Source organism: Schnuerera sp. xch1 (assembly GCF_019931165.1).
GTDB lineage: Bacteria > Bacillota > Clostridia > Tissierellales > Tepidimicrobiaceae > JAIOUP01.
The window spans coordinates 1-24,784 of the sequence record NZ_JAIOUP010000018.1 but is presented as its reverse complement, the minus strand read 5'-3'; the positions used below and the strand labels follow the sequence as shown (position 1 = coordinate 24,784).

The 24,784-nt window shown below is 34.4% G+C and carries 24 protein-coding genes, 1 pseudogene, 1 riboswitch and 1 other annotated feature; of the genes and pseudogenes, 23 read left to right on the top strand and 2 right to left on the bottom strand.

The window, feature by feature from the left end:
• Nucleotides 1–23: 23 nt before the first annotated feature.
• A complete protein-coding gene (locus K8M07_RS11030; protein ID WP_223378848.1) occupies nucleotides 24–296 on the bottom strand; it encodes a hypothetical protein in 273 nt (90 codons plus the stop codon).
• 184 nt (nucleotides 297–480) lie between these two features.
• A riboswitch (Lysine riboswitch) is annotated at nucleotides 481–663 on the top strand.
• A 169-nt stretch (nucleotides 664–832) separates the two neighbouring features.
• On the opposite strand from K8M07_RS11030, the gene K8M07_RS11025 reads away from it, so the two are divergent.
• From K8M07_RS11025 to K8M07_RS11005, 5 genes are all read left to right on the top strand, one after another.
• Nucleotides 833–1,681 carry a transporter substrate-binding domain-containing protein gene (locus tag K8M07_RS11025; protein ID WP_223378846.1) on the top strand — a complete coding sequence of 283 codons (849 nt, stop codon included), beginning with the start codon at nucleotides 833–835 and terminating at the stop codon, nucleotides 1,679–1,681.
• A gap of 68 nt (nucleotides 1,682–1,749) precedes the next feature.
• On the top strand, nucleotides 1,750–2,520 hold the full coding sequence (locus tag K8M07_RS11020; RefSeq protein ID WP_223378844.1) for an amino acid ABC transporter permease: 771 nt from the start codon (nucleotides 1,750–1,752) through the stop codon (nucleotides 2,518–2,520).
• Between the two features lie 26 nt (nucleotides 2,521–2,546).
• Nucleotides 2,547–3,281: an amino acid ABC transporter ATP-binding protein gene (locus tag K8M07_RS11015; RefSeq protein WP_223378842.1), complete on the top strand. Its 735-nt coding sequence runs from the start codon at nucleotides 2,547–2,549 to the stop codon at nucleotides 3,279–3,281.
• 669 nt (nucleotides 3,282–3,950) lie between these two features.
• The gene (locus tag K8M07_RS12880; RefSeq protein WP_223378840.1) at nucleotides 3,951–4,316 is read left to right on the top strand and encodes a DUF1254 domain-containing protein; all 366 of its coding nucleotides are present in this window, start codon (nucleotides 3,951–3,953) and stop codon (nucleotides 4,314–4,316) included.
• A gap of 39 nt (nucleotides 4,317–4,355) precedes the next feature.
• Nucleotides 4,356–4,568, top strand: a complete 213-nt coding sequence (locus K8M07_RS11005; protein ID WP_223378838.1) for a hypothetical protein — start codon at nucleotides 4,356–4,358, stop codon at nucleotides 4,566–4,568.
• A gap of 289 nt (nucleotides 4,569–4,857) precedes the next feature.
• Here the strand turns inward: K8M07_RS11005 and K8M07_RS11000 are convergent, their stop codons facing one another.
• The gene (locus K8M07_RS11000) at nucleotides 4,858–6,201 is read right to left on the bottom strand and encodes a cyclic 2,3-diphosphoglycerate synthase (RefSeq protein ID WP_223378836.1); all 1,344 of its coding nucleotides are present in this window, start codon (nucleotides 6,199–6,201) and stop codon (nucleotides 4,858–4,860) included.
• Nucleotides 6,202–6,561: 360 nt separating this feature from the next.
• Nucleotides 6,562–6,811, bottom strand: a binding site (T-box leader).
• Nucleotides 6,812–7,092: 281 nt separating this feature from the next.
• Here K8M07_RS11000 and rlmD point away from each other — a divergent pair.
• The 18 genes and pseudogenes from rlmD (at nucleotide 7,093) to K8M07_RS10910 (ending at nucleotide 23,879) form a co-directional block, all read left to right on the top strand.
• Nucleotides 7,093–8,460: a 23S rRNA (uracil(1939)-C(5))-methyltransferase RlmD gene (rlmD, locus tag K8M07_RS10995; protein ID WP_223378834.1), complete on the top strand. Its 1,368-nt coding sequence runs from the start codon at nucleotides 7,093–7,095 to the stop codon at nucleotides 8,458–8,460.
• 220 nt (nucleotides 8,461–8,680) lie between these two features.
• A complete protein-coding gene (locus K8M07_RS10990) occupies nucleotides 8,681–9,253 on the top strand; it encodes a hypothetical protein (protein ID WP_223378833.1) in 573 nt (190 codons plus the stop codon).
• 214 nt (nucleotides 9,254–9,467) lie between these two features.
• Nucleotides 9,468–9,749, top strand: a pseudogene (locus K8M07_RS12875) (ATP-binding protein); the annotation flags it as partial.
• 375 nt (nucleotides 9,750–10,124) lie between these two features.
• Nucleotides 10,125–11,027 (top strand): DUF3658 domain-containing protein, encoded by a 903-nt coding sequence (locus tag K8M07_RS10980; RefSeq protein ID WP_223378831.1) that lies wholly within the window; start codon nucleotides 10,125–10,127, stop codon nucleotides 11,025–11,027.
• Nucleotides 11,028–11,440: 413 nt separating this feature from the next.
• Nucleotides 11,441–12,040, top strand: a complete 600-nt coding sequence (locus K8M07_RS10975) for a TetR/AcrR family transcriptional regulator (RefSeq protein WP_223378829.1) — start codon at nucleotides 11,441–11,443, stop codon at nucleotides 12,038–12,040.
• Between the two features lie 47 nt (nucleotides 12,041–12,087).
• Nucleotides 12,088–12,927 carry an alpha/beta fold hydrolase gene (locus tag K8M07_RS10970; protein WP_223378827.1) on the top strand — a complete coding sequence of 280 codons (840 nt, stop codon included), beginning with the start codon at nucleotides 12,088–12,090 and terminating at the stop codon, nucleotides 12,925–12,927.
• 29 nt (nucleotides 12,928–12,956) lie between these two features.
• Entirely contained in the window at nucleotides 12,957–13,865 is a 909-nt protein-coding gene (locus K8M07_RS10965) for an Mph(B) family macrolide 2'-phosphotransferase (protein ID WP_223378825.1), read from the top strand.
• 445 nt (nucleotides 13,866–14,310) lie between these two features.
• Nucleotides 14,311–15,081, top strand: coding sequence for a MerR family transcriptional regulator (locus K8M07_RS10960; RefSeq protein ID WP_223378823.1), 771 nt, complete (start codon nucleotides 14,311–14,313; stop codon nucleotides 15,079–15,081).
• A 1-nt stretch (nucleotide 15,082) separates the two neighbouring features.
• On the top strand, nucleotides 15,083–15,985 hold the full coding sequence (locus K8M07_RS10955) for an ABC transporter ATP-binding protein (protein WP_223378821.1): 903 nt from the start codon (nucleotides 15,083–15,085) through the stop codon (nucleotides 15,983–15,985).
• Nucleotides 15,986–16,014: 29 nt separating this feature from the next.
• Complete coding sequence (locus K8M07_RS10950) at nucleotides 16,015–16,812, top strand: ABC transporter permease (protein ID WP_223378820.1); 798 nt, start codon at nucleotides 16,015–16,017, stop codon at nucleotides 16,810–16,812.
• Nucleotides 16,813–16,858: 46 nt separating this feature from the next.
• Entirely contained in the window at nucleotides 16,859–17,395 is a 537-nt protein-coding gene (locus K8M07_RS10945) for a GrpB family protein (protein WP_223378818.1), read from the top strand.
• A gap of 46 nt (nucleotides 17,396–17,441) precedes the next feature.
• Nucleotides 17,442–18,188, top strand: a complete 747-nt coding sequence (locus K8M07_RS10940) for a class I SAM-dependent methyltransferase (protein ID WP_223378816.1) — start codon at nucleotides 17,442–17,444, stop codon at nucleotides 18,186–18,188.
• Between the two features lie 443 nt (nucleotides 18,189–18,631).
• Nucleotides 18,632–19,630, top strand: coding sequence for a hypothetical protein (locus tag K8M07_RS10935; RefSeq protein ID WP_223378814.1), 999 nt, complete (start codon nucleotides 18,632–18,634; stop codon nucleotides 19,628–19,630).
• 523 nt (nucleotides 19,631–20,153) lie between these two features.
• Entirely contained in the window at nucleotides 20,154–20,450 is a 297-nt protein-coding gene (locus tag K8M07_RS10930) for a hypothetical protein (RefSeq protein ID WP_223378812.1), read from the top strand.
• Nucleotides 20,451–20,985: 535 nt separating this feature from the next.
• Complete coding sequence (locus K8M07_RS10925) at nucleotides 20,986–21,147, top strand: hypothetical protein (RefSeq protein WP_223378810.1); 162 nt, start codon at nucleotides 20,986–20,988, stop codon at nucleotides 21,145–21,147.
• Between the two features lie 452 nt (nucleotides 21,148–21,599).
• Nucleotides 21,600–22,211, top strand: coding sequence for a helix-turn-helix domain-containing protein (locus tag K8M07_RS10920; RefSeq protein ID WP_223378808.1), 612 nt, complete (start codon nucleotides 21,600–21,602; stop codon nucleotides 22,209–22,211).
• A gap of 60 nt (nucleotides 22,212–22,271) precedes the next feature.
• Nucleotides 22,272–23,231, top strand: coding sequence for an alpha/beta hydrolase (locus K8M07_RS10915; RefSeq protein ID WP_223378806.1), 960 nt, complete (start codon nucleotides 22,272–22,274; stop codon nucleotides 23,229–23,231).
• Between the two features lie 198 nt (nucleotides 23,232–23,429).
• Entirely contained in the window at nucleotides 23,430–23,879 is a 450-nt protein-coding gene (locus K8M07_RS10910) for a VOC family protein (protein ID WP_223378804.1), read from the top strand.
• Nucleotides 23,880–24,784 lie beyond the last annotated feature (905 nt).

Below are 24,784 nucleotides of genomic sequence, written 5' to 3'. Positions count from 1 at the left end.
TTAAAGCATGAATCAATCTGTTTTTATTTTTCAATGTATGCATCGACCACTTTAGCTACGTAATCATCGAGACCTGACGTTGCAAGTATGGTAACAGACTGATCTGTATCATTTGCAATTTTAGCTCTATAGCCTTGGGCTCCATCTTTATCCAATTGTTCATCTCTATTTATGGTTATTTCATTCTTATTTGCAATGTTGTATTCCTCAAATATGTTTACAACACGATCTTCTAATTCTCCAGTTGGACATTCGAGTATTTTTATTCTATCAATTGCTTCTTCAAGATTTATCATGATTTTACCTCCTTGTTATTCTACTTTTCATATAGGTTAGGATAGCCAAAAGAATAGAGTTTATTCAAAAGAAATATGCAGATTTTTTAATAAATCTGTGATATATAGGGAAGATAATTTGACAGATATAATATATTATTGTATACTACTAGACAATAAAAATTTTATAAGACCTCACTTTTACAGGTGAGGTAGAGGCGCGATATTTAACAGTCTTTAGTGGAGTTTGAGGAGCGATGATACTAGGGAGAAGGAAATATCGCCGAAGCTTATAATATTCTCAGTATTATTTGCTGGGCCTGCAGTTAAGAGCTGTAGGACTGTCTCAATAAACACCCCCAAGTTTATTGAGTGTGCTATCTCATTTGGGAAAAGAGAGGATTACGGGCAATTATACATAAAGACCTGAGTTCATCTCAGGTCTTTTCTGTTCGGTAAAATGTTTCGAAATGAGATAGACCACTCTGATAACAGAGTGGTATTTTAGTTTTACAATACTATATATAAAAAATTAATTTATAGGAGGAGAGATCAATATGACAAAGAAGTTATCATTTTTGATGGCAATTTCACTTTTAGTGATTGCATTATTGACAGGATGTAATTCAGGTAGCAGTTCAGCAGATGTAGAAGGGACAACAGGCTCAGATAAAGAGACATTTAGAGTAGGCCTTGAATGTGGATATGCACCATTTAATTGGACTCAAGTGGATGATTCTAATGGTGCAGTGAAAATTGACGGCAATGCAGAATATGCAGGAGGATATGATATAGAAATTGCCAAAAGGATTGCTGATGGTTTAGGAAAGAAATTGGTTGTTGTTAAAACTGAATGGGATGGTCTTGTGCCAGCATTGACTTCTGAAAAAATTGATGCCATTATTGCAGGTATGTCACCAACAGAAGAACGTAAGGAAACTATAGATTTCTCTGACAACTATTATAAATCAGATCTAGTTATGGTTGTTAAAAAAGGTGGAAAATATGAAGATGCTACCTCTATACAAGATTTTGAAGGTGCAAAAGTAACTGCACAGTTAAATACATTCCATTATTCAGTAATTGATCAAATTGACGGAGTGGTTAAAGAACCTGCTATGGATAATTTTACAGCAATGAGAGTTGCTCTTGAATCAGGAATGATTGATGGATATGTTTCAGAACGTCCAGAAGGTGTTAGTGCTGAATCAGCTAATGAAAATTTTAAAATGGTAGAATTTACAGATGGATTTGTTACATCAGATGATGATACAGCGATTGCTGTAGGTGTTAAAAAAGGAAGCGACTTGACTGATAGGATTAATGAAGTTTTAAAAGGTATTTCAGAAGAAGAACGTACAAGTATTATGGACGAAGCTATTATGAATCAACCAGCATCAGAATAATATATATTGCAAATCGGGCGGATTTTATATGCGTTCGATTTACGATGTTTTAAAAAAGGAGAGGGAAAATGAGTTTTGATTGGATAGTAAAAATTATGTCAGAAAATTGGCTGATGTTCATCCGTGGAGCAGGTATAACTCTTTATATTTCAATAATAGGTACTATTTTAGGATTTATAATAGGATTACTAGTAGGGGTTATACGTACTATTCCAATACCTGAACGAGGGGTCAAAAAAGTTATTTTAAAAATTATTAATTTTATTCTTTCCGTTTATATAGAAATATTCCGTGGTACGCCTATGATTGTACAAGCTATGGTTATCTATTATGGTGCTGCTTTAGCATTTGATATAGATATGAATCGATTATCTGCAGCACTTTTTATAGTATCTATCAATACTGGAGCATACATGTCAGAAATAGTTCGTGGTGGAATTGTTTCTATAGATAAAGGACAATTCGAAGCAGCTCATGCTATAGGTATGAATCACATACAGACAATGGTTAATGTTATATTGCCACAGGTGATTCGTAATATTCTACCAGCAACGGGGAATGAATTCGTAATTAATATAAAGGATACTTCAGTACTTAATGTAATTTCTGTAACAGAATTATATTTTCAAACTAAGTCGGTTGCAGGAAATAATTTCAGATATTTCGAATCATTTTTTATTACTTGCATTATTTATTTTATAATGACCTTTACTGTAACAAGAATTTTACGTTCTATTGAGAGAAAAATAGATGGTCCGGATAACTACGTTATGTATGCTAATCAAATGCAAGTGGATAGGCCTGAGAATATGATGAATAGAACAACGAATGATATTTAATAAATATTAGATATGGGGGAGGAAACATGGAACATGTAATTGATATTCAACATTTAAGTAAATCTTTTGGAGCTCATGAAGTATTAAAAGATATTGATTTTTCAGTGGATAAGGGAGAAGTGGTTTGTATAATCGGTTCATCTGGATCTGGGAAATCAACTCTTCTTCGCTGTGTAAATCTTTTGGAAAACCCTAGTGGTGGTCGAATTATTTATAAGGGAGTAAACATCTTAGACGATAATCATGATGTCTATGCATATAGAACTAAGTTAGGTATGGTATTTCAACAATTTAACTTATTCAATAATCACAATGTTTTAGATAATTGCATCGTGGGGCAAACAAAAGTATTAAAACATTCCAGAGAAGATGCTAAAAAGGTGGCTATGAAATATTTAAAGGTTGTTGGAATGGAGCAATATATTAATGCTAAACCAAAACAACTATCAGGTGGACAAAAACAGCGAGTAGCTATTGCTAGAGCTCTATCTATGGAGCCAGATGTTATGTTGTTTGATGAACCAACATCAGCTCTTGACCCGGAAATGGTAGAAGAAGTTCTTAAAGTAATGAAACAGCTTGCTGAAATTGGGCTTACTATGTTAATAGTGACTCATGAAATGGAATTTGCGAAGGACGTAGCTGATCGTGTTGTATTTATGGATGGTGGAGTTATAGTGGAAGAAGGATGTCCAGAACAAATTTTTAATAATCCAACACAGGAACGTACAAGAGAATTTTTGAAACGTATTTTAAAATAAAAATAGCGACATTAGTTCAGAAAATGTTAGAAGACAAGAAATTTATGATAAAAGTATTTTAGCAATAAAAAAATTAGTGTATAGTGTATAATGAAGTAGTGCTATTATAATCCATACATGAAGAATTATTAGAGCGAAGAAAAATATCAAGCTATCTTTCATCCTTTTTACTTCATCTCATCCTAAACACCTTAGGATACCTCTAATATCATTCCTTTTATTATCAAGTTTGTTTAAAAAGAAATTTTTATCAGATTCTAATATATAGAAGATTTTTATTCTCTTATTTTTCCTACAATATTGGTATAATATTTTGAAAGGAGTTGAGGAGTGTGTCAAGAAAAAGGAAAACAATTGAAACAAAAATTGTGGATAGCATTTTTCCAAATAAAGTTGAATTGACAGTGGCTATGTAGATTGCTAAGCACGTTCAGATAATTACAAGCAAAATCATGTCAGTAAATCTACCTGCATATAATATTATATATTATTTTAAGAGTGATTCTTATACAGGAGAAATGTTCTTTAAGCTCATATCGTGAAAATTATGCGTACAGTTTAGGCATACAAGCCTATATATATGGATACCCCCTTGTTACAATGGAAAGGATAAGGTAGCTACAATCTATATTAGAAATTTCATCCGACCAGGCATTTACTACGTTAAATGTGTTCTTTCGCGAATTAATTACACCGGATTTCGAAGATGTAGTTTCACCCAATGTTGATACCGTTTATTGCACTGCTTGGCTGGACCTCACTCGATACCCTGTAGTTCTTAATGTTTCGGATACTAATGACAGATACTATGTAATGCGAATTATGGATGCGTATACAAATACCTTTTCTAGTATAGGGCGTCGTACTACAGGAACGGATGCCGGAAAGTTTGCCATCGTGGGATCGGATTGGGAAGGTGTTCTGTCTTCAGAGTTAAAAGCGATTAAATCCCACGTAAACACTGCATGGATTATAGGCTGTGTCCTGGCAAAAGGTGAGGGTGATATGGATAATGCTTTAAAAATACTAAAGTAATTTACACTGACATCGCTGGATGAAAATAAGAGCCCATATGTGATAAAGCCTGTAAATAAATTACTTTTAGAAAATAAGGTTGAAGACCTATGTGCTATGGATTTCTTTAAAACTATGACAGACTTAATGATTTTAAATCCTACTACTAATTATGGAGTAGTTGAAAAACAATTTGAGCATATTAGTATTGATCTTACGTACGACTCTGATGCTAGCAAATTAGATGCGGATACTATTGCTGGGCTAAACTGAGCTGCCACAGATGCATTTCAGATAATTTCAAATAGTCAAGAAGAATTAAACCCCCGATTTAGCTATGGGTGGATGATATATAGAGGATGTTTTAATTTATTAATTGGATGGTGAATTAGGGTCAATATTATCGATTGCAACATTGTAAGTATCAAAAACTTAAGGGCAGACTCACGTGTCTGCCCGATTTATTATGTCGCACAATTTCAATATGGAGTATTTAGGAATTTAAATCTAGATGAGTGAATAAAGATTTAAATTCAAATACGAATCAAATGATTACGACATATCATTTTTCTAATTTATGTTCTTTAATGAAATTTTGTAATATTTCATTTAGATTTGGACTGCTAATTTCCTCCAAATCATAATATACACGAGTACAAGGCTTATTGATATTGATAATTCTTGTTAAATCAATAGGAGTACCTATAATTACAGAATCACAATCGGTGTTATTTATAGTTTCTTCAAGGTCTTTTAATTGTTGTTCCCCATATCCCATAGCTGGTAATAAAGTACCAATATTAGGATAAGTCTTGAAAGTGTCTTTTAATTTTCCCACAGTATAAGGACGTGGGTCCACGAGTTCTCCAGCTCCTAATCTTTCTGCAGCAACTGTTCCAGCACCTAATTTCATTTCACCATGAGTTAAAGTAGGACCATCTTCTACAACTAAAACTCTTTTGCCTGTGATAATATCTGGATTATCTACTGTTATTTTAGATTCTGCTTTAATGATTGTTGCATTCGGATTGACTGTCTTAATATTTTTTACTACAATATCAATATTCTCTGGACTGGCACTGTCTATTTTATTAATTACAGCTATATCAGCCAATCGTAAATTAACCTCTCCAGGATAATAACTAAGTTCATGACCTGGGCGATGAGGGTCTACTATTGTAACTGTAAGATCAGCTTCATAGAATGAAAAGTCATTATTTCCTCCATCCCAAATAATCACATCACAACCATCTGGATCATTCTCAGCTGCGCGTAATATTTCCTCATAATCTACACCGGCATATATAATATTACCACGTTCTACATGAGGTTCATATTCTTCCATTTCCTCTATTGTACAATTATGTTTCTTTAAATCATCTATTGTGGCAAAACGCTGTACCTTTTGAGCAACTAAATTTCCATAAGGCATAGGGTGTCTTACTGCAATAACTTTTAGATTGTTTTCCATTAGGATTTCAATGATTTTTCGTGATGTTTGACTTTTTCCAGAGCCTGTTCTAATAGCGCATACTGAAATTACTGGTTTTGTACTTTTTAATGAAGTGTTTTTAGGTCCAAGAAGTGTAAAATTTGCCCCTGCAGTGTTAACGATAGCAGAAATAGCCATTACATTTTCATATTTTACATCGCTATAAGCAAATACACATTCATCCACATCTAGTTCTTTGATTAACTGAGGTAATTTATCCTGTGGATATATACTAATCCCATCTGGGTATAAGCTCCCAGCTAACTCTGCAGGATATTTTCTATCATCTATATCTGGTATTTGAGCAGCGGTAAATGCTACTACATTGTAATTCTCATTGTTACGATAGTAAGTATTGAAATTATGAAAATCACGACCAGCCGCACCTATTATAATTATATTTTTTTTATTCATACGCGTCCCTCCTATTAATAATTTAAAACCTTACTTAAGAATTCACGAGCGAGGTTTTACTACATCATATGGTACTTACCATGGAAATATGTTTACCTTCTTTTTATCAACAAAATTCATTAGTACATCTACATGTGCATGAGCATATGGTATCCCCACATGAATTATGTCTATCGACTCACATGGTACATACACAATCGAATACTCCATTGAATCAAAATACTAATCTTCCGAGTATTCTTTAATTTCTTCAGTAAAATTTGTTCCCAAAGGGAACTATCTTTTGTCTTGAACATTTACATTTGACATAATACACCTCCCTTTTCTAGAATAAAAAACTCCCATTCCTAAGAATCACTTCTTAGGAACGAGAGTTATACTTCGCGTTGCCATCCTAATTTGCATATATTTCACAATATATGCCTCATCAGGTACATTAAATAATATACCCTATCACTATTATAACGGGTGAACCCGATGCAGCCTCGATAAATATCTCGGTGCACTACTCAGAGGCCCTCTTCACTTTAACAGTTCTTCGTTCCCTTTCACCAACCAGAACTCGCTTTAGAAGATTTCTTAAAGTTACTCTCCTCATCAAAGTATTGTTTATATTTTTTAAATTAAAAATTATTATACATTAAACAAATAAAATTGTAAAGCTTTTTTTGAATATATTTTTAATTTATTTTCCGATTAAATCATTCATCAAGAGAGTAAATTTTACCTGTTTTTTCTATTTTATCTTGAGTATAAGTTCGAATATCATTTCCTTTATTATCAAGTTTGTTTAAAAAGAAATTTTTATCAGATTCTAATATATAGAAAATTTTTATTCTCTTATTTTTTTTTCACAATACTGGTATAATAGTTTGAAAGGAGTTGAAGAGTGTGGCAAGAAAAAGAAAAATAATTGAAGCAAAAATTGTAGATAGCATTTTTCCAAATAAATCGGTAGCAAAACATGAAGATAGGACTATAATCTTTAAAGGTGGGATTAAAGGACAGAAGGTTAGAGTTCTTCTTGGAAAGAAAAAGAAGGATTATACAGAGGGAAAGCTTCTGGAAGTATTAGAAAGCTCACCTTTAGAGACAATGGAGGGTTGTATTCATTATGGAAATTGTGGAGGATGTACTTATCAGAGACTAACATACGAAGAAGAATTGAAGCTAAAGAAAGATAAGGTATTAGCTTTATTTGAAGCTGAAGATATAAGAGATTTTCACTTTTTAGGCATAGAAAAAAGCCCACGTGTTGAAGCATATAGAAATAAGATGGAATATACCTTTGGGGATGAAGAAAAAGGTGGGCCTCTATCCTTAGGACTTCACAAAAGAGGTAGATTTTATGAAGTAGTTGAGGTTACCGGCTGTAATATTGTAGAAAAGGACTTCGTAAACATACTGAAAGAAGTGCTAAATTATTTTAGAGAAAAGAAAATACCATATTATCATAAAAGAAGCCATGAAGGTGTATTGAGATTTCTAATAGTAAGGAAAGCATTATCCACTGGAGAGATATTGGTGAATTTGGTGACTAGCTCTCAAGGAGAGATAGATTTGAATGAATTTAAGGATAGATTATTAAATAGTAAGGGTATTGAAGGTAAAATAGTAGGGATCTTAAATACCATAGACGATAACCTGGCTGATGCTGTTAAAGTAGATGAACTCAATTTAATATATGGAAGGGATTATATTGTAGAAGAAATACTAGGATTAAAGTTTAAAATATCTCCATTTTCCTTTTTCCAAACCAATACATTTGGTGCCAAAAAGCTATATTCTATAGCAAGAGAATTTGCTGGAGATATTGACGATAAAATAGTATTTGACCTGTATTCAGGAACAGGAACAATTGCACAGATTATGGCACCTGTAGCTAAGAAGGTCATAGGTATTGAAATAGTAGAAGAAGCTGTAGAGAAGGCTCGTGAAAATGCTAAACTAAATGGGCTAAATAATATAGAGTTCATTGTAGGAGATGTATTAAAGGAAGTTGAAAATCTAAAAGAAAGACCAGATTTAATAGTAATAGACCCTCCAAGAGATGGTATTCATCCTAAAGCTATAAATAAAATAATAGATTTTCGCCCTCAGACTTTTGTATATGTATCATGTAACCCTATCACATTAGTAAGGGATTTGAAAGTATTTAGAGAGAGAGGATACGATATAGAAAAGGTCAAACTTATAGATATGTTCCCAAGAACACCGCACTGTGAAAGTGTGGTTTTGATGTCAAGGGTAAAAGAGTGAACATGCTGAAAACCCTTATATACCAAGGTTTTTAGCACATATAGATATGAAACCCTTTGAATCAGGTTAGATGTTATAGACTCGTGATTTGTAGAGTTAGATGCTTTTTTCGGAAATTTCTGAGGTTGCGTGTTCATGTTGGATATAAGGGCTTTATGGTGAGTGTCATATTTTGTGTTTAGATTTGACAAAAGATTGTTGTTAGAAGGAAAGTGTTAATATGAGGTACGAAATAATCAAGAAAAAAAGTATAATAATATATATTTTTACAGTTGGTACAATTTTAGGAGTTATGTCGATTTTTTCAGATATTATTCCATATCAACTAAAGGATGAAAGTATATTCGAGATGATTCTATTCATTTTAGGTGGATTAATGAACAATTTAGCAATTTGGTTTTTGTTATCTATGATTTTAGGTTATAAATTTTGTAACTCCCTTAAGTGTTCGGTTATTAATGGTGGGTACTTTGCAGTGTATGCTATTATTCTGTATTTCGTTTTCAGTTATTTAATGACTATGGATGTTCAACCAGTTTTCAATTGGGTTGTTTTTTTGATTTGGATCGTAGTTTCTGCTGTCGGAGGGGCTATAGGAAGCATAGTTGGATTTTTGGCTCAACGATATAATATGTTGTGGGGAATTCCTATTGCCTTTATTATATTCCAACTGATTAGATATGGAGAAAGAATATGGCGCCAGCCAATAAGTATTGTAACTAATATTATTCTTCTGACAGTGGCTATTGGTCTTCTGATTTTTGGCATATCCAAAGCCCATAAAAGACATTAACCTGAAGGTTGAGTTTACTACGTGTGAATGTCAATTATCTTTTTGCAATTTTCGGTCAATAACAAATTACATCTAATTTATTGCTAAAAATGTTTTTGCGATGTTTCAAATTGTAAATGTCATCATCCAAATTTAAAACCTCTGGTAAAGATAAGCAGGAACGTATTCTTGGCAATATCGTATCCAATAGTCTCCAAATACTCCAACAGGTGGAAGGGTTGACATATCTGTAAAAACTGAAAAGAAAAACATATTTTACGAAATATGCGACTCCGGTAGTTGTTTCAGCAAAAAAGATTTGGAAAAGGCTTTTGATAAATTCTATCGAGGGGATGAAGTTCGTAGAAGCAAAGACGGACATTCCAGCTTGGGGCTTTTTATCGTCAAGCAATTATTAGAGCAGTTTGATAGGTTAATTAAGTTAAGTAATACGGAGTCTGATGTGGCCTGCGTAAAATTCCAGCATAAAGTGTATAATATTTTTAGTATAGGTTGATGTGTTCCCTTGAACGTCGGTTTTCAGAAAAAATGCTAAAAATCCATTGATATGTTCCCATAAACGAAAGGTTCAAAAAATCAGCCCAAGACATCAATCCAAGCGGCTCGTGCCACTGTGAAAGTGTGGTTTTGATGTCAAGGGTAAATATATATCGTGATTAGAGCAACAAATCGGAAGTATAGGAGATATGAAATAGATTTTATCAAGTTGGACCAAACATAGATATCATTCATGTCAGAAACAGGATGTTCAAATATGAGCAGACGGCAAATCATATTTTTAATAATTTAGGGTTGGGTGGATAGATAAGATAAAAGCAGTAGTATTGCGGAGATAGAATATATGCAGGTATTTTCAATATGAGGTGAAACAATGCTCGAAGTTGTATTTAGTGATAGTGAAAAAGGTTCTATGAAAGTGGCAAAAAATTATAATGCAAAAACTATGCTTGGTGGAGCGAACGGTTATATTGGAAAAAAGCCAACCAAAGCAGAATTAGAGAAACATTTTGAAGGGCAATCAGTTGGAGGGAATTCTCAAGATGTTGTTAATATAGGCTTTTTTCTTGACATTGGAGGTATTTCCGGTGAAATTGATGGAAATGAGCGGCAAGATATTTTCCGAAAGTTATGGGGAAGATTTGTTTTTGATAAGAAGGAGCAAGAACAATTTTTCCAAAATCAACGCAAGGATATAGAGAAGCTGTTGTCTGCCGCAAAAGATGGTATACCAATACGAATATGGAAAAGTAACGCCCCTTATTCTGCTTGTGGATTTCACTTCGTATGCCACTTATTAGAAAATATTGACTGCGATATAAGAGTTGTTTCTTTACCTGAATATAAACCAATATCTGAGAATGAAATAGCCGAGTATAGTCACTGGGGAGAAGTTCATGCAGGTAAGTTTTATCAATTTTTATCTCTTGAAAAACAATTAACTAAGATAGAAAAGAAAACTATTAGTAACCATTGGAACGGCTTAATGGAAGAAAATGCGCCATTGCGTGCAGTTTTAAATGGAAAGTTAACTTCTGTACCGGAAAACATTTATGATTTCATTATTATGAAGAATCTGCCTGATAATGATTTTATTATGGCGAGATTCATCGGAAAGCTCTTAGGAGAATATAGGCTGGGTATTAGCGATTGCTGGTATGCTTTACGTATTGAGAAAATGATTGAAGAAAACAAGCTAATTGTTGTCAAAGATAAGGACCCTTCACATCCATATGGAAAAGTTCTAAGGAAAGCAAGTCGGCTTCCAAAAAGCTAAACATATATTGATATGTTCCCATCTACCGACAGTACTTAAAATGTCGTAGATATGTTTCCGAGAACCAGCAGATTAAAAAGACATTTGTTTTATCCTCTCCAGCCATGTGGAAACAGTTTGTCTGATGTCTAGAAAGTAAATTGCGAAAAGCCTTGAAAATACTGAGTTTCATAAAATGAAAGTAAATCTGTTAGCTCGACCTATACCCTCAATATGTTTCATAGGAACATATCGAGGGTTAATTTTTGGGATAAAAAATTCGGTGGGGTTGAGTGGACAGAATAGATAAAATTGTAGGGTTGGGGAGATAGGGTGGATGACAAATAAATGTATTTGACTTTTAAGATATTTTATGCTAACATAAAAACAAATATTTAATTTGTTTTTATGTTTTTGTGGAGGTGTTTTATGTTGTGGCTAAATTTACAGAGTTAGAAAAAGAAAAAATTAGAGAAGAATTACTTGATGTTGCCTATCGTTTTTTTATAGATAAAGGCTTTAAAAGCACTTCTCTTGAGGATATTACTTCATCAGTTGGCATTGCAAAGAGTTCTTTTTATATATTTTTCGAATCAAAAGAAATACTATATATGGAATTGTTAGCATATGAGGGAGAGCAAATTGAAAAGCAGGTTTGGCCAAAGGTTATAGCTGCTGAGGATATACGTTCAGCTATAAAGATATACTTAAATGAGATGGCTTTGGAACTAGAAGATAGGATTTTAACTCAAAGGTTGGTTTACGACCTTGAGGAGTACAAGATTGTATCTAGAAAGCTAAGCACAGATTATGTTGGCTCAGAGCATCTAAGAAGCATAGTCCCTCTTATGGAGTTTATAAAGTCACGTCAAGACTCTAAGGAGATTATCGATGAAGAGCCAGGCATTATAGCTGGAGTTTTAAGAGCAGCTTGGTTAATAGGTTCTCAAAAGGGAGATTTACAGCAATACAACTATGAAAGGATTAGAGAGTTATTATTCGAAGCTGTTGCTGATCGAATCACTAGAACTTAATTTATCCTAAGTATTATCAGATGAAAGTAGAAAAGTGGTGATATATTATGACAGAAAAAATAATTAGTTTTAATGATATTCATATCTGTACTGAGAGTTTTGGAGATATTAATAATCCAACTATCCTGTTGATTATGGGTGCTACTGCATCAATGATTTATTGGGAAGAAGAGTTCTGTAAGAGATTAAGTGACCAAGGGTTTCATGTTATACGTTATGACAATAGAGATGTAGGCAAGTCAATTACTTATAAATATGGCCATCCAGAGTATACCTTTGAGGATTTGGCTGATGATGCCATCCAAGTACTAGATGCCTATAAGGTTGATAAGGCCCACATAGTCGGTATGTCTATGGGTGGAATAATTACTCAGATAATAGCACTTAAACATCCAAGCAGGGCTCTCACTATTTCATTAATTATGACATCAAATTTTGATTCTAGCCTTCCTAGAAAAGATAGTAAAGTAACAGAAGCCTTGGGTGAGCTTAAAATCACAAATTGGCAAAATAGAGATGAAGTGATAGAGTCCTTTATGAAAAAAAGTAAAGTTCTTACAGGTTCGAAACGTGTATTCGCTGAAGAAAAAATAAGAAGACTAAATGAAGAAGAATTTGATAGAGCTAGTAATTTACAGAGTAGAGAAAATCACGGATTTATAAGAGGTTGGGGTTTGTATTTGTCAAGAACTTGTGAAATCAATGTACCTACTTTGGTGATTCATGGAACCGATGACCCTATTATACCGTATGAACATGGAGTACATCTTACTAAAATTATATCAAATGCTGTATTAGTTACCTTAGATGGTGCTGGACATGAGCTTCACAATAATGATTGGGATAATATTATTGATGCTTTATCAAAGCATGCAGTAAGTTTATAGATTAAAATTGAATGATGGGAGCGATTTGAATGAGTATAGATATAAAACAAGTTATGGAAACAGGTAAAAAACATAATCTTATTCTAAAGGAAGAAACAATGCAGATTAATGAATCTGGGCTTGATTTTCAAGTTGTTTTTGCACAAGATGAAAGTGAAACGGAATGGGTTCTTAGATTGCCTAGGCGTGAAGATGTTATGCCTAGAACAGGGATGGAAAAACAAGCATTAGATTTGGTTAATCAGTATGCAAAATGTTTTCAGGTGCCTAACTGGATCATTTACACAGATGAGCTAATAGCTTATAAAAGGTTAGACGGTGTACCGGCAGGAACTATAAATCATAATATAGGAAACTATGTTTGGGAAATAGATATTAACAATATTCCGCAATCTTTTCACAGGTCTCTTGGAAGAGTGTTAGCAGAGCTTCATAGCATACCTATAGATAAAGCTACTGAGTTTGGTTTAATAGTGCAATCTGCAGATGAGGCAAGAATGTCAATGAAGCAGCGTATGGATGATGTAAAAACAAAATTCGGTGTAGGTGAGAAACTATGGAACAGATGGCAGTCGTGGATTAATGATGATGAAATGTGGCCCAAGAAAACCGGACTGATTCATGGAGATGTTCATGCGGGGCACACTATGATTGATAAAGAGGCTAATGTGACGGGATTAATCGACTGGACTGAAGCTAAAATTTCAGATATTTCAAATGACTTTGTTTTTCAATATAAGGCCTTTGGAAAAGAAGGATTAGAAGATTTAATACTTGCTTATAAAGAAGCTGGTGGATATTATTGGCCTAAGATGAAAGAGCATATTATTGAACTAGTTGCTGCGTATCCAGTTTCTATTGCGGAGTTTGCAATAGTATCTGGTGTCGAGGAGTATGTTCAGATGGCGAAGAAAGCATTGGAAGTGTATGGTTCATAAGTGGTGTGATGTAGTCATTGATATGTTCCCTAGAACATAAAAACCGTTGATATGTTTCCTCAACCCTCGAAAACGATAAAAAACGGTTGACATGTTCCCATGGACGCCGGCATCAATAATGGCAACTCGAGCCACGTTGAAGTCGTAACACTCAAAGAGTGAAGGGAGTTGTAGTAGATGTACGCCTTATGTCAGAGTTGCCTAAGAATCCAAGTGTAGCGAGACTGATTGGTTGCAAGCTACGGCTGAGACAGTATTATTTATAGAGAAGAAATAGGGTTTTAAATAAGTTCCCTCAGGCTGATAGTTTTGGGGAATTTTTTTTAGGAGGGGCAGCTATGCTGGATTCATTTATTTTAGTCACAATTTCAAAAAATATATGAAAAATAACTATTGCATGTTACGTTACGTAATATGATTTAATTAATACTGTGGAGGAGCTGTGATGAATAAAAGGAGGCGTTTTTCTATAGGTGAGATTGCAAATTTAACAGGGGTTACTATAAGAACTTTGCAATATTACGATAATATTGGATTAGTTCCATTAAATAAGGAATTGACTAATGGCCGTAGATACTACGAAGAAAGAGATATTACAAAGCTACAGCAAGTTCTATTTTACAAATCATTAGGGTTTCCTATAAAGGAGATCAAAGAACTTGTGGTTGAAGCTGTTACTGTGGAGCAAGTTACTGATGTACTTCAAAAGCAGAAGCAGATTTTTTATCAAAAGTTAAATGATATGAAAATGAGTATATCTATAATTGATACAAGTCTAAAAAACTTAGAAATAAACCAAGGACTCATATCAGGAGAATTAGTTCAGTTAATGAGTACCTTAAATAAGGATTTAATCTTTGAATATAAAGATGTTCATTATGATGGTAAAACTGAAGATGTATTTATACATCATTATGAAAAAACAGAGGAAGTAATAGAAACTTATTGGAAGTGGAAGGCTCTTGTAGTAGAAGCTGTTACACACATTATTAATAGTGTTGATCCAAAAAGTAGTCAAGGACAGGATTTTGCTAAAAGGTGGTTGGAAATGGTGTCACAGGTGACAGAAGGAAGGCATGAATTAATTGAAGCCCATAAAGCAGCCTATGAAAATCGTAATCAATGGCCTGAAGAAGATAGAAGACTAATGGATTTTTCTGATGAGTTTATCGATAAGTCTGTGGAAAGCTATTTAAATGTCGAAAAGGAGATATAATATGATTGAATTGAAAAATTTAACAAAAGTTTATAAAGACAAAGTTGTAGTGGATCATTTGTCTTTAGATATTAAGCCTGGTATAGTTACAGGCTTTTTAGGGCCAAATGGTGCAGGAAAATCAACTACCATGCGAATGATTCTAAATCTAGTTAAACCATCTAAAGGAGAAGTAATTATTGATGGAAAGCACTATATAGATTTGGATCAGCCAATTTCAAAAATAGGTGCATTAATTGATGCTGATGCCCTTAATCCAAAGTTGACTGCCCTTCAACATTTGCAATTGATAGCTACAGCAAGTGGAATAACAAGTAGCCGAGTAATTGAAATGCTTGAAAAAACTGGGCTGGAGAAAGTAAGAAATAAGCAAATTGGAGAATATTCCTTGGGAATGAAGCAGCGTTTAGGTATCGCTGCAGCATTGCTTGGGAATCCCGAGACTATTATATTGGATGAACCGTTTAATGGTTTAGATGTGGATGGTATTAAGTGGCTGAGAGACTTGGCTAAAGATTTGGCAAAAGAGGGAGAAGCTGTTTTAGTATCTAGCCATCTAATGAGTGAGATGCAAGCTATAGCGGAAAGAATTATAGTTTTAGCACAAGGAAAGCTGCTAGCTGATATGTCAGTGGAAGAAATATCTCAAAAAAGCTACAGTGGATATTTAAGAATAAAGAGCGAAAATAATTCTAAGCTAGAAGATTTATTGAAGAAAAATGGAGCCTATATAAGCAAAGGCGAAGAAGCTTCATTGCAAGTTAGAAATGTACAGAGTGAAAAAATAGGCATTTTAGCTAAAGAAAATTATATTGCAATCTTCGAGCTTACAAAGGTTCAACCTTCCTTAGAGCAGTTATTTTTAGAGCTTACAGAGGGTAAAGTTGATTATAAATCTAAGTAGGAATCAATTGAGAGAAAGGAAGTTAGATAATGACAATTAATAATAGAAAAAGTTCATTAAGAAATTTGATTAAAGCAGAGTACCAAAAAATTGCGTTTCTTAAGTCTTCAAAAATATTTTTGATAGCTCTAATTGTAGCAAGTTTAATGCTGGGGTTGATTTTTGCTTTAACAACCAACGTAACACAAGGGAAGGCTATTAGTGAAATACCACCTATTGATGTGATTTCTGCATGCATGCTAGGAGTTGACGTAACAGCAATCATGTTAATTATATTTGCAGCTATTTCAAATGCTAAGGAGTTTTCCACAAAATTGATTCATGTTACATTGGCTGTAACTCCAAATCGAAAAAGATTATTTTTAAGTAAATTAATCACCTACTTTTTGCTAGGTACAGTCATAAGCTTAATTGTAACGGCTTTAACTTTTCTTGCCGGACAGCTGATTCTTTTGGCCAACGGAAGACCAATGGTTTCTTTAGCAGATCCTTTCTTTAGACAGTTTATATTAGGCACTCTCTTTATGCCAGTGTTTTACTGTCTATTAACTGTAGCAGCAATATTTGTTTTTAGAAGTGGTGGAGGGGCAATCACTTTTTCATTAGGTATTATGTTTGTTCCAGCTTTAGTAAAAATGTTCTCCCAAAGTATTCAAAAAATAATATTACCCCTGTTACCGCAGGCATCCTTGCATAGTTTATCGGGTATAGCATCGAAAGGATCATACGAAATATTAGGTATTGGTGCAAGTATTCTTTTAATATTTATGTGGATAGGTATAACTTCATTAATCGGTACTTTTCAATTTGTAAGGAAAGACGTATAGGTATACAATAGTTTTTGATAGAATGGAAGGAAAGGATGCATCTATCATGAAAATTGAGATTGTGGATTATAATCCAAATTGGACAAAGGACTTTGAAGAAGAGAAAATAAACTTACTTCATTTTCTCGGTTCTCATGCCGTAGCCATTGAACATATTGGAAGCACGGCAATACCCAATCAACGGGCGAAACCGGTTATAGATATATTTATCGGCGTTTCGCCTTTTGAGGAATTATCCTATTATCAGCATATTTTTAACGCTAAAGAGTATCGCTACACACTAACAGATATGATAGGCAGATATTTGTTTGCAAAATATACAAATGAAGTTTGGACCTATAATCTTCATATTTTACCGTACAACAAAGAATTTTATCTGCGCAATGAATTTTTGTTGAGGGATTATTTAAGAGAGCATCCCAAATTGGTTGATGAGTATGGAGAAGTAAAAGAGAGAGCCGCTATGGAAAATGGCAGTACCATGGAGGCATATACACGGGAAAAGACAGAATTTATTCAAAAGGTAATCGATGCGGCAAGGAAGGAAAAAGGCTTGCCCTTGCAAAGCGTTTGGGAAAGTTAGAGTAGTGTATCATATATGAAACATATATTTTAAAAGGAGAATTAAAATGGATCTATTAGAATTAATTTTAGAGTACCACAAGGGTAACGAACGGCAGGGACCGGGGAGCGAAGAAGCGACATTAAAAGCACTGAGCTATATTCCTTATTTGAATGAAGAAACTAAAATATTGGATATTGGCTGTGGATCAGGAGGTCAGACAATAACCCTTGCAAAAAACACAGCTGCACAAATCACAGCGGTCGATATGTTTCCGCAGTTTTTAGAAATGCTTATGAAAAAATCTAAAGAGTATAACCTTATTGACCGTATTGTAGCTGAAGAAATGCTGATGGAAAGCTTAACCTTTAAGGAACACTCTTTTGATGTAATATGGTCGGAGGGAGCTATCTACAACATAGGTTTTGAAAAAGGACTGTCCCTGTGGAGAAAATATTTAAAAGATAACGGATATATCGCTGTTTCTGAAATTTCATGGCTGACCGGTACAAGACCGGACGAAATCGAGCAGTATTGGGTGAATGCATATCAGGAGATTGATACAATTGAAAACAAGCTTGCAGTAATTGAGAAATGCGGATATGAGATTGTTTCCCATTTTGCACTGGATGATAAGTGCTGGATCGATAATTATTATCAACCGCTTATAGATAACTCCGAAGCGTTCCTTAAAAAGTATAATTATGCTGATGAGGTTAAAGAATTCGTTGAAGCAGGTAAGGTTGAGGCTGATTTGTATAATCGTTTTAAGGATTATTACAGTTATGTATTTTATATCGCAAAGAAAAAATAAAAAATTATAAAGTGCATATTGTATTGCACAATAGATAAATCAATAAAATCACACACCCCCTATATTAGGGGGTATATCTTTACTCAAAATAAATATTTCTGCGTATTAGTATCATCATTCTATCAAAACCCATGTTGAGAGTATAATTCTGATGACAAATAGTGGTTTCGGAGCAAAAAAAGGTCAAAAAACGGGCTCAAGAAGTGCATTTTTCGGCCCGCTTTTTTAGGGGTTTTTATAGATGACATTTGGATTTTTCAAAGAAAATACCCAAAAACTCTATGTGACATGAAATATTATGATATCCTTATATTACGTCGAAACAGTAGAAGATTACGACGCAGAGTTGTTAATATTATTAAAATAATCCCCGTCACATACTATGTTGCTATGTTGGAGAGTGAATTAGTTATTACGAGAAGGAGATGAATTTTGAAAAAAGAATGCTTATATCACTGTCAATAATATTATTACTATTATTTAGTGGCTGTAACCAAACTCAGGATACTAATCCCAATGAACCATCCAAGGTTTCCTTTGAGTCGCTTAGTTTATTGAAGACAGAACATCCTGAACTTGATTTTGGAATATCTCAACATGATGGTCAAAAGACAATCAGAGATTTTGCAATAATGGAAGATGAAAATTTGCTACTGCTTGAACTATCCGGTAAAGTATATGAGTGTTCTCCAATGGGTGAACTGTTAGAAAGTTACGATTTTGGTTTTGACGAGAAGGGGCTCACAGCGTATATGTTGACTTGTGATAATCAGGGAAATTTCTATTTTGTTGATGGGCATAATTGTCTGATTACCAAAGCAGATAAAAATGGAATATTAAATACAGCCTCTTTTGGAGAAAAGTCTATCATTACCGAACCAGGGCTAATAAAAAGCATTTCGGCTTCAGAGGAAAACATACTTATTATTGAAGCTATATCACCAGATGATTATCTCACTTACACTTATGAATTAGATGTTTCGGAGGACAATGCTATTTCCACCACGGGACCTCAGGTGGGAATACCGCTAGGGAACGGACTATCATACAAGAATGAATTAATTAGAAATGAGGACGGAGGATTAACTGATGGCATCTCTGTAACGATTTATAAAAATGGTATAGAAAAGAACAAATTTGAAGTCCATACGACAAACAATTTTATTGCTGGTTTGAGGATATATGGAGTAACACAAAGTGGCGGATATTTTGCAAGAATATATGAATTTCTGGCGGATGGAAATACACCACAGGAGACATTAGTAACTATTGACGAGCAAGGGAAAGTTAAATCGATATATGAGGGTTCGTTTAAAAGTGACGATATTATCAGGGGATATAACGACAGTATCTTCGTTTTGCGGTTTGATTCTGACGGTATAATTGTATTCCCAGTACTTGATTTGTTTTCCACAAGTAAAGAGGAGAGTTGGTTCCAGTAGCAATCAATAAAGGGGTTTGAAAATTCAAACTTATTTAACTTATAAAAGCGTAATAAAGAGTTAAATTAATTCGTATCTTTCTTATATCCTGAAGCAGAGGATCCCTGGTGCTGAACAGTAGAATGATCCGTATTGTAGATTACTTATATATACAGAGAAGATAAATTATATTATGGGGGAGGCCTAAACATGAAATGTCCTAAATGCGAAGTTGAGCTAATTCGAGTCTTCTTGTTAAGGGTGGTTAAAATGAACATTATTAAAGGAATCTTTTAAAAACGAAAATGGCGCAAGCGCTATTGGTATTATTGGCGGGGCTGACGGTCCGACTGGTGTTTTTATTGCAGGCAAAAAAATATCAGATAACTTTGACCGTCAAACATTTCTTAAATATGCAAAGACAAAAATTGAGGCAAACTATCGTTCCATTTATGAATTAGAAAATCATCTTATAAATGACTATAATGCCGTTCCATATCAGCTTTCAGAAAGAAAATTAGAGATGCTAAAAGCAAATGTTATTATGAACAGGTTTAGAGAAGTATTGATTTTACCAGAATTCCTTGGAGAAAATCCTACAAAAAAGCAGCTCCTTGAATATGCGCAAAATGATACCTCCTTTGAGCAAGCAAGAAACTATCCGACTGAAAAACTAGGATTGATTATGAAAGCCTATAAACTGCCTCTTGCGATAGATGGTCGGCGGGAAGCAATCGTTGAATTGGAAATGACGAGTGAATATATGCGTATTTCAAATACGCCTAAAGAGGTAGCTGATGTTTTATCTATATGGCAGGGGGGGTTAGTGAAGAAGATATAGCGAATGAGACCCCTCGATTTATTGCCTATGCCTACACTTTAAGATATATGGGAAAGATATAGCGTACAAAGTAAGCATAATCTGTATTCAAAATAAAGACACGTAATTCTTTTACGATGTTAGGATTATTTATAAACAATCCGACAAACAGAAATTTGAACGGAGGGATTGCATGGTAAATAAAACAGATGCCATTTGATGATGTGAAATCTGCCAAAGAATATAATGGGTTTATGACAAAATACTTTAATGATGTTTACGGAAGTAAAGAGGATTTATTTTTTCAGAAGTGTTTATTTGTTTGCTATAAAAATGATACTCCTATAGGGATGTGCTTTGCGTAGAAGACATATGAAAAAATCACTAGAATACATTGGTTTAAAGTCCGGAAAACTATGAAGAATTAGGCATTGATAGAGCATTACTTTCCATTGTTATGAGCAGTATCAAAGAGAATGACTATCCGGTTTTTCTCCATACACAACCTTCAAGCTTTCGGACAATAAAATTGTATTCCGATTTTGGATTTGCTTTTTTGTCATACCAAATAATCGGATATAGAAAAAATGATTTGGAGGAATGTTTACCCATTCTAAAAGCACGTATGCCGCAAGAAGATTTTGAAAAGCTACAATTTGCAGAAGCACCTATAAACTTTTTGAAAGCAGTAAAATCTTATAAAATAAACCAGTTTTAACCTAATAAATCTTTGTATAAGCTATAGAACCCTGCCGCCAAGGCCCCACAATCTTCAAGAGGCATCTTTTTTGCCCACTCAAGACGTGTGAAGACAGTTGTCTTGATGTCACGGGTTCAGGGTTAAGGCAGTGGAAGGGTAACGAAATAAGGGGTTTTCAGTTTGGGCTTTCTTTATACAGGGGAAGCGGGTGTCAGAAAAGCCTTGTTTTTTATGTCCGTGCAAACTTCTAATGCTCTCTCAAAGAAATGAAACAGTATATTCAGCGCCCGGCCTGCCGAATATTGGGATATCCTCAGCGGCTTCCCTTATGACAGATAACTGAAAAAACTAAATATCGACTGTAAAATAAGACCTGCAACTGCCGGTTGACAAGAAGCCAAGCGTACATTGTAGCTATGTAACCAGCAAAATGTTATTATGAAATTATCAAAAAGAAAAGAGGTTTCGCTATGAATATATCAGACAGAATACAGGGCTTAAGAAAAATAAAGGGTATTTCGCAAGAGGAACTTGCCGATAGGATAGGCGTTTCACGCCAGGCGGTATCCAAATGGGAAAGCGAACAAAGTACACCCGATATAGATAAAATTATTATTATGAGTGAATACTTTGATGTTACAACGGATTATATTCTAAAGGGGATGGAAGCTCCGCAGCAATTGGAGAACAAAAACTTTATTACCAGTCAAATATTGTATATTGCATCAACTGCATTTTTAATTATCGGGCTGTTATGTGCTTTTAGCAGCTGGTATGCGGAACAATCGGCAGAAGGTATCTGGGGATCAATGATAATTCAGGTAGTTGGTGCCGCAGCCTACTTTACAGGTAAACTCATCTCTCAATCAAAGGCATCTTATATTATTAATTTGCTTAATATAATAATTGCGTTGTTTATGCCAATTTCCCTGATAATTTCATTTATATTTAAGCGAGGTGCTGCTCCGTATCCAACAGATATAACTTCCGGCTTTGTTTTAGCAGCAGTATATATTGTTATAATGGCAATATCGGTTTTTGTTATAAAGAAACGCAGAAATTGCCATAATTTTCGCTGTTAACCCTAAAGGCCCGTAATATTGAACTGTAAAAAGAAAAAAATAAGAAAAGAAGGTGAAACCATGAGAAAATGGCTAAAAGTAATAATGACAATTTTTGTAGTATTGGTAGTTTTATTTATGGGAGCATCTGCCTTTATAGGTTTACAGGTATTTGTGGGTTCCACTCAGCTTGTAACTAACAAAGAAACAAAAGAGGTCTCAGATGTTTTTTGGATAGAAAATAATATGAATTACGAAAGCTTTTGCAGTGCTTACAAGGTGGAAGAGCTGCAAATTGCCTCCTCTTTTGATGACCATATAATACCTGCGGATTATATCTATGCGATAGAATCACAAAATAGTAAAGATTATCAGACAGTTGTATTGGTTCATGGCTTAGGGGGTAATCGGTATTCAAATTATCCGCTGGCAGAATTTTTTCTGAAAGAAGGGTATAATGTTATCACTTATGATCAGCGAAGTTCAAATGAAAATACTGCCAGGTATACAACCTTCGGATATTGGGAGAAATATGATCTTATCGATTGGGTGAATTATGTGGAGGAGCAGGCCCCGGGACAAAAAATAGGAATATGGGGTGCTTCTTTTGGCGGAGCAACCACAGGGCTGGCATCAGGATATGAAGGTGTGGATGAAAAGGTTGATTTTCTAATCCTGGACTGTCCGGTGAGTAGTATGGAATGGATGGTAGAGCAGGAAATGAGGAACATGGATGTTGGTATTCCGGTATCCTATATGAAATGGTGCGGGAACATCATAAACAAGCTGAAACTAGACTTTAACTATCAGGATGCCGATGTAGCCAATGCAATGAAAAATGTGAAAACCCCTGTTCTGATTATCAATAGTAAACTGGACTCACTGACACCTTGTTTTATGGGAAATGATATATATGATGCTATCCAGGGAGAGAATAAAGAAATCTGGACTGTTGATGACAGCCTACATTGTGAGATATGGACAGATTATAATCCGGAATACTGCGACAGGATGAAAAGCTTTTTGTCGAAATATAAATAAGACAGTTATTATTTGGCTCAATTTGGAATACGCGGGTGGGTCAGATTGAAATACATCCCCGGGTCAAATTGATGATATTACGCAATTATGCTGAAATGGTGTATAGCATACACATGTATTCTGGATATCCATGGTTTAGATTTAAATTTTTCGCCTGCAAAAATATCAGAAGAAACAGTGTAGAAAGGAGGAAACAACGTGATTCGTTACGTACATACAAATATTATTGCCAAAGACTGTGAAAAGCTGATTGAATTTTATAAGGAGGTATTCGGATGCCGAAGCATTGGTGAAAAACGGGACCTGCACGGTGCGTGGCTTGATAAGATGACCGGGATTCTCAATGCCCATATTGTTGGCGAACACTTGGTTATGCCTGGATATGATACTAATCACCCGACAATTGAAATCTTCTCCTATGATCAAATGGAAGGTGATTTTACTCATCGAATTAACACATATGGCATTGGGCACCTTGCTTTTGAAGTGGATAACGTTGCTGAAACTCTTGAAAAGGTTCTTGCGAAAGGTGGCGGAATAGTTGGCGAACTGGTCCATGCAGAATATGGGGATGGTCGCAAAGCAACCTTTGTGTATGCCACAGACATTGAGGGAAACATTCTTGAATTACAGAGCTGGGATCAATAATAGTTTGCAATCATCACAAATGTTAAAGCGTGTTAAGTTCCGCCAACTGAATATTCTGGGGTAAAATGAGCCACGGTTCCGGAATGAGAGAGCCTCCCATCCGGATTTCGGGAGCCATGATTCCTGAAATTGAGAGTCATCTGAGGATTTTTCCTGTAGAATATATTTATGCACGATTATGTCGTGTAAAAAAACTAATACCAAAATCAGTATTCTAAAAGGTGAGACTGTTTTAATGACATCAAAAAATTTTACTTGTGCTGGCACCCTGATTCATATGACTTTAAAATAAGTACAATTATTCATAAAATAATACCGATTATCGATAGGAGAGCAAAACTCAAAATAGCTCCGGACATTCTGATTATATTTAGTATGAAAAATTTATATCGTACATTTTTCCAATCTGTTGCATCGTCGGTTCCAGTCCATCCAATTACTTTATTATAGATAGGAAAATTGAGCTTCATCGTCACGAGAAAACAACTTAAGAAAAATATAGATCCAGCGGATAAGAAAAGAATCCCGGGAAGAGTATTGTTGAGCATTATACAAACCACGCCTAAAGTAAATGGGATAAGAAAGGAAGCAAATGTTAGAAAGCTTATGATCGGATTGCCTTTTGCAATCATCAAAAAACCTTTGAAATAAAATACATATTCTTTACATTCCAGTTTGGACCAGTGCTTTTGCATAATGACCACAAGCGTCATCATTAAGCCGGCAAATAAACCGACACATAGTACAGACAAGATATAGGCAGTGATAATCATTTTAGTATCTCCTTAATAATATAATTATGAAGTGTAAATACATTTACACTTCATAATTATATCGCTTTTTATTGAAATGTCAATAGATATGAAGTATAATTAATCCAATGCTTCACAATTATATAGGGAGGC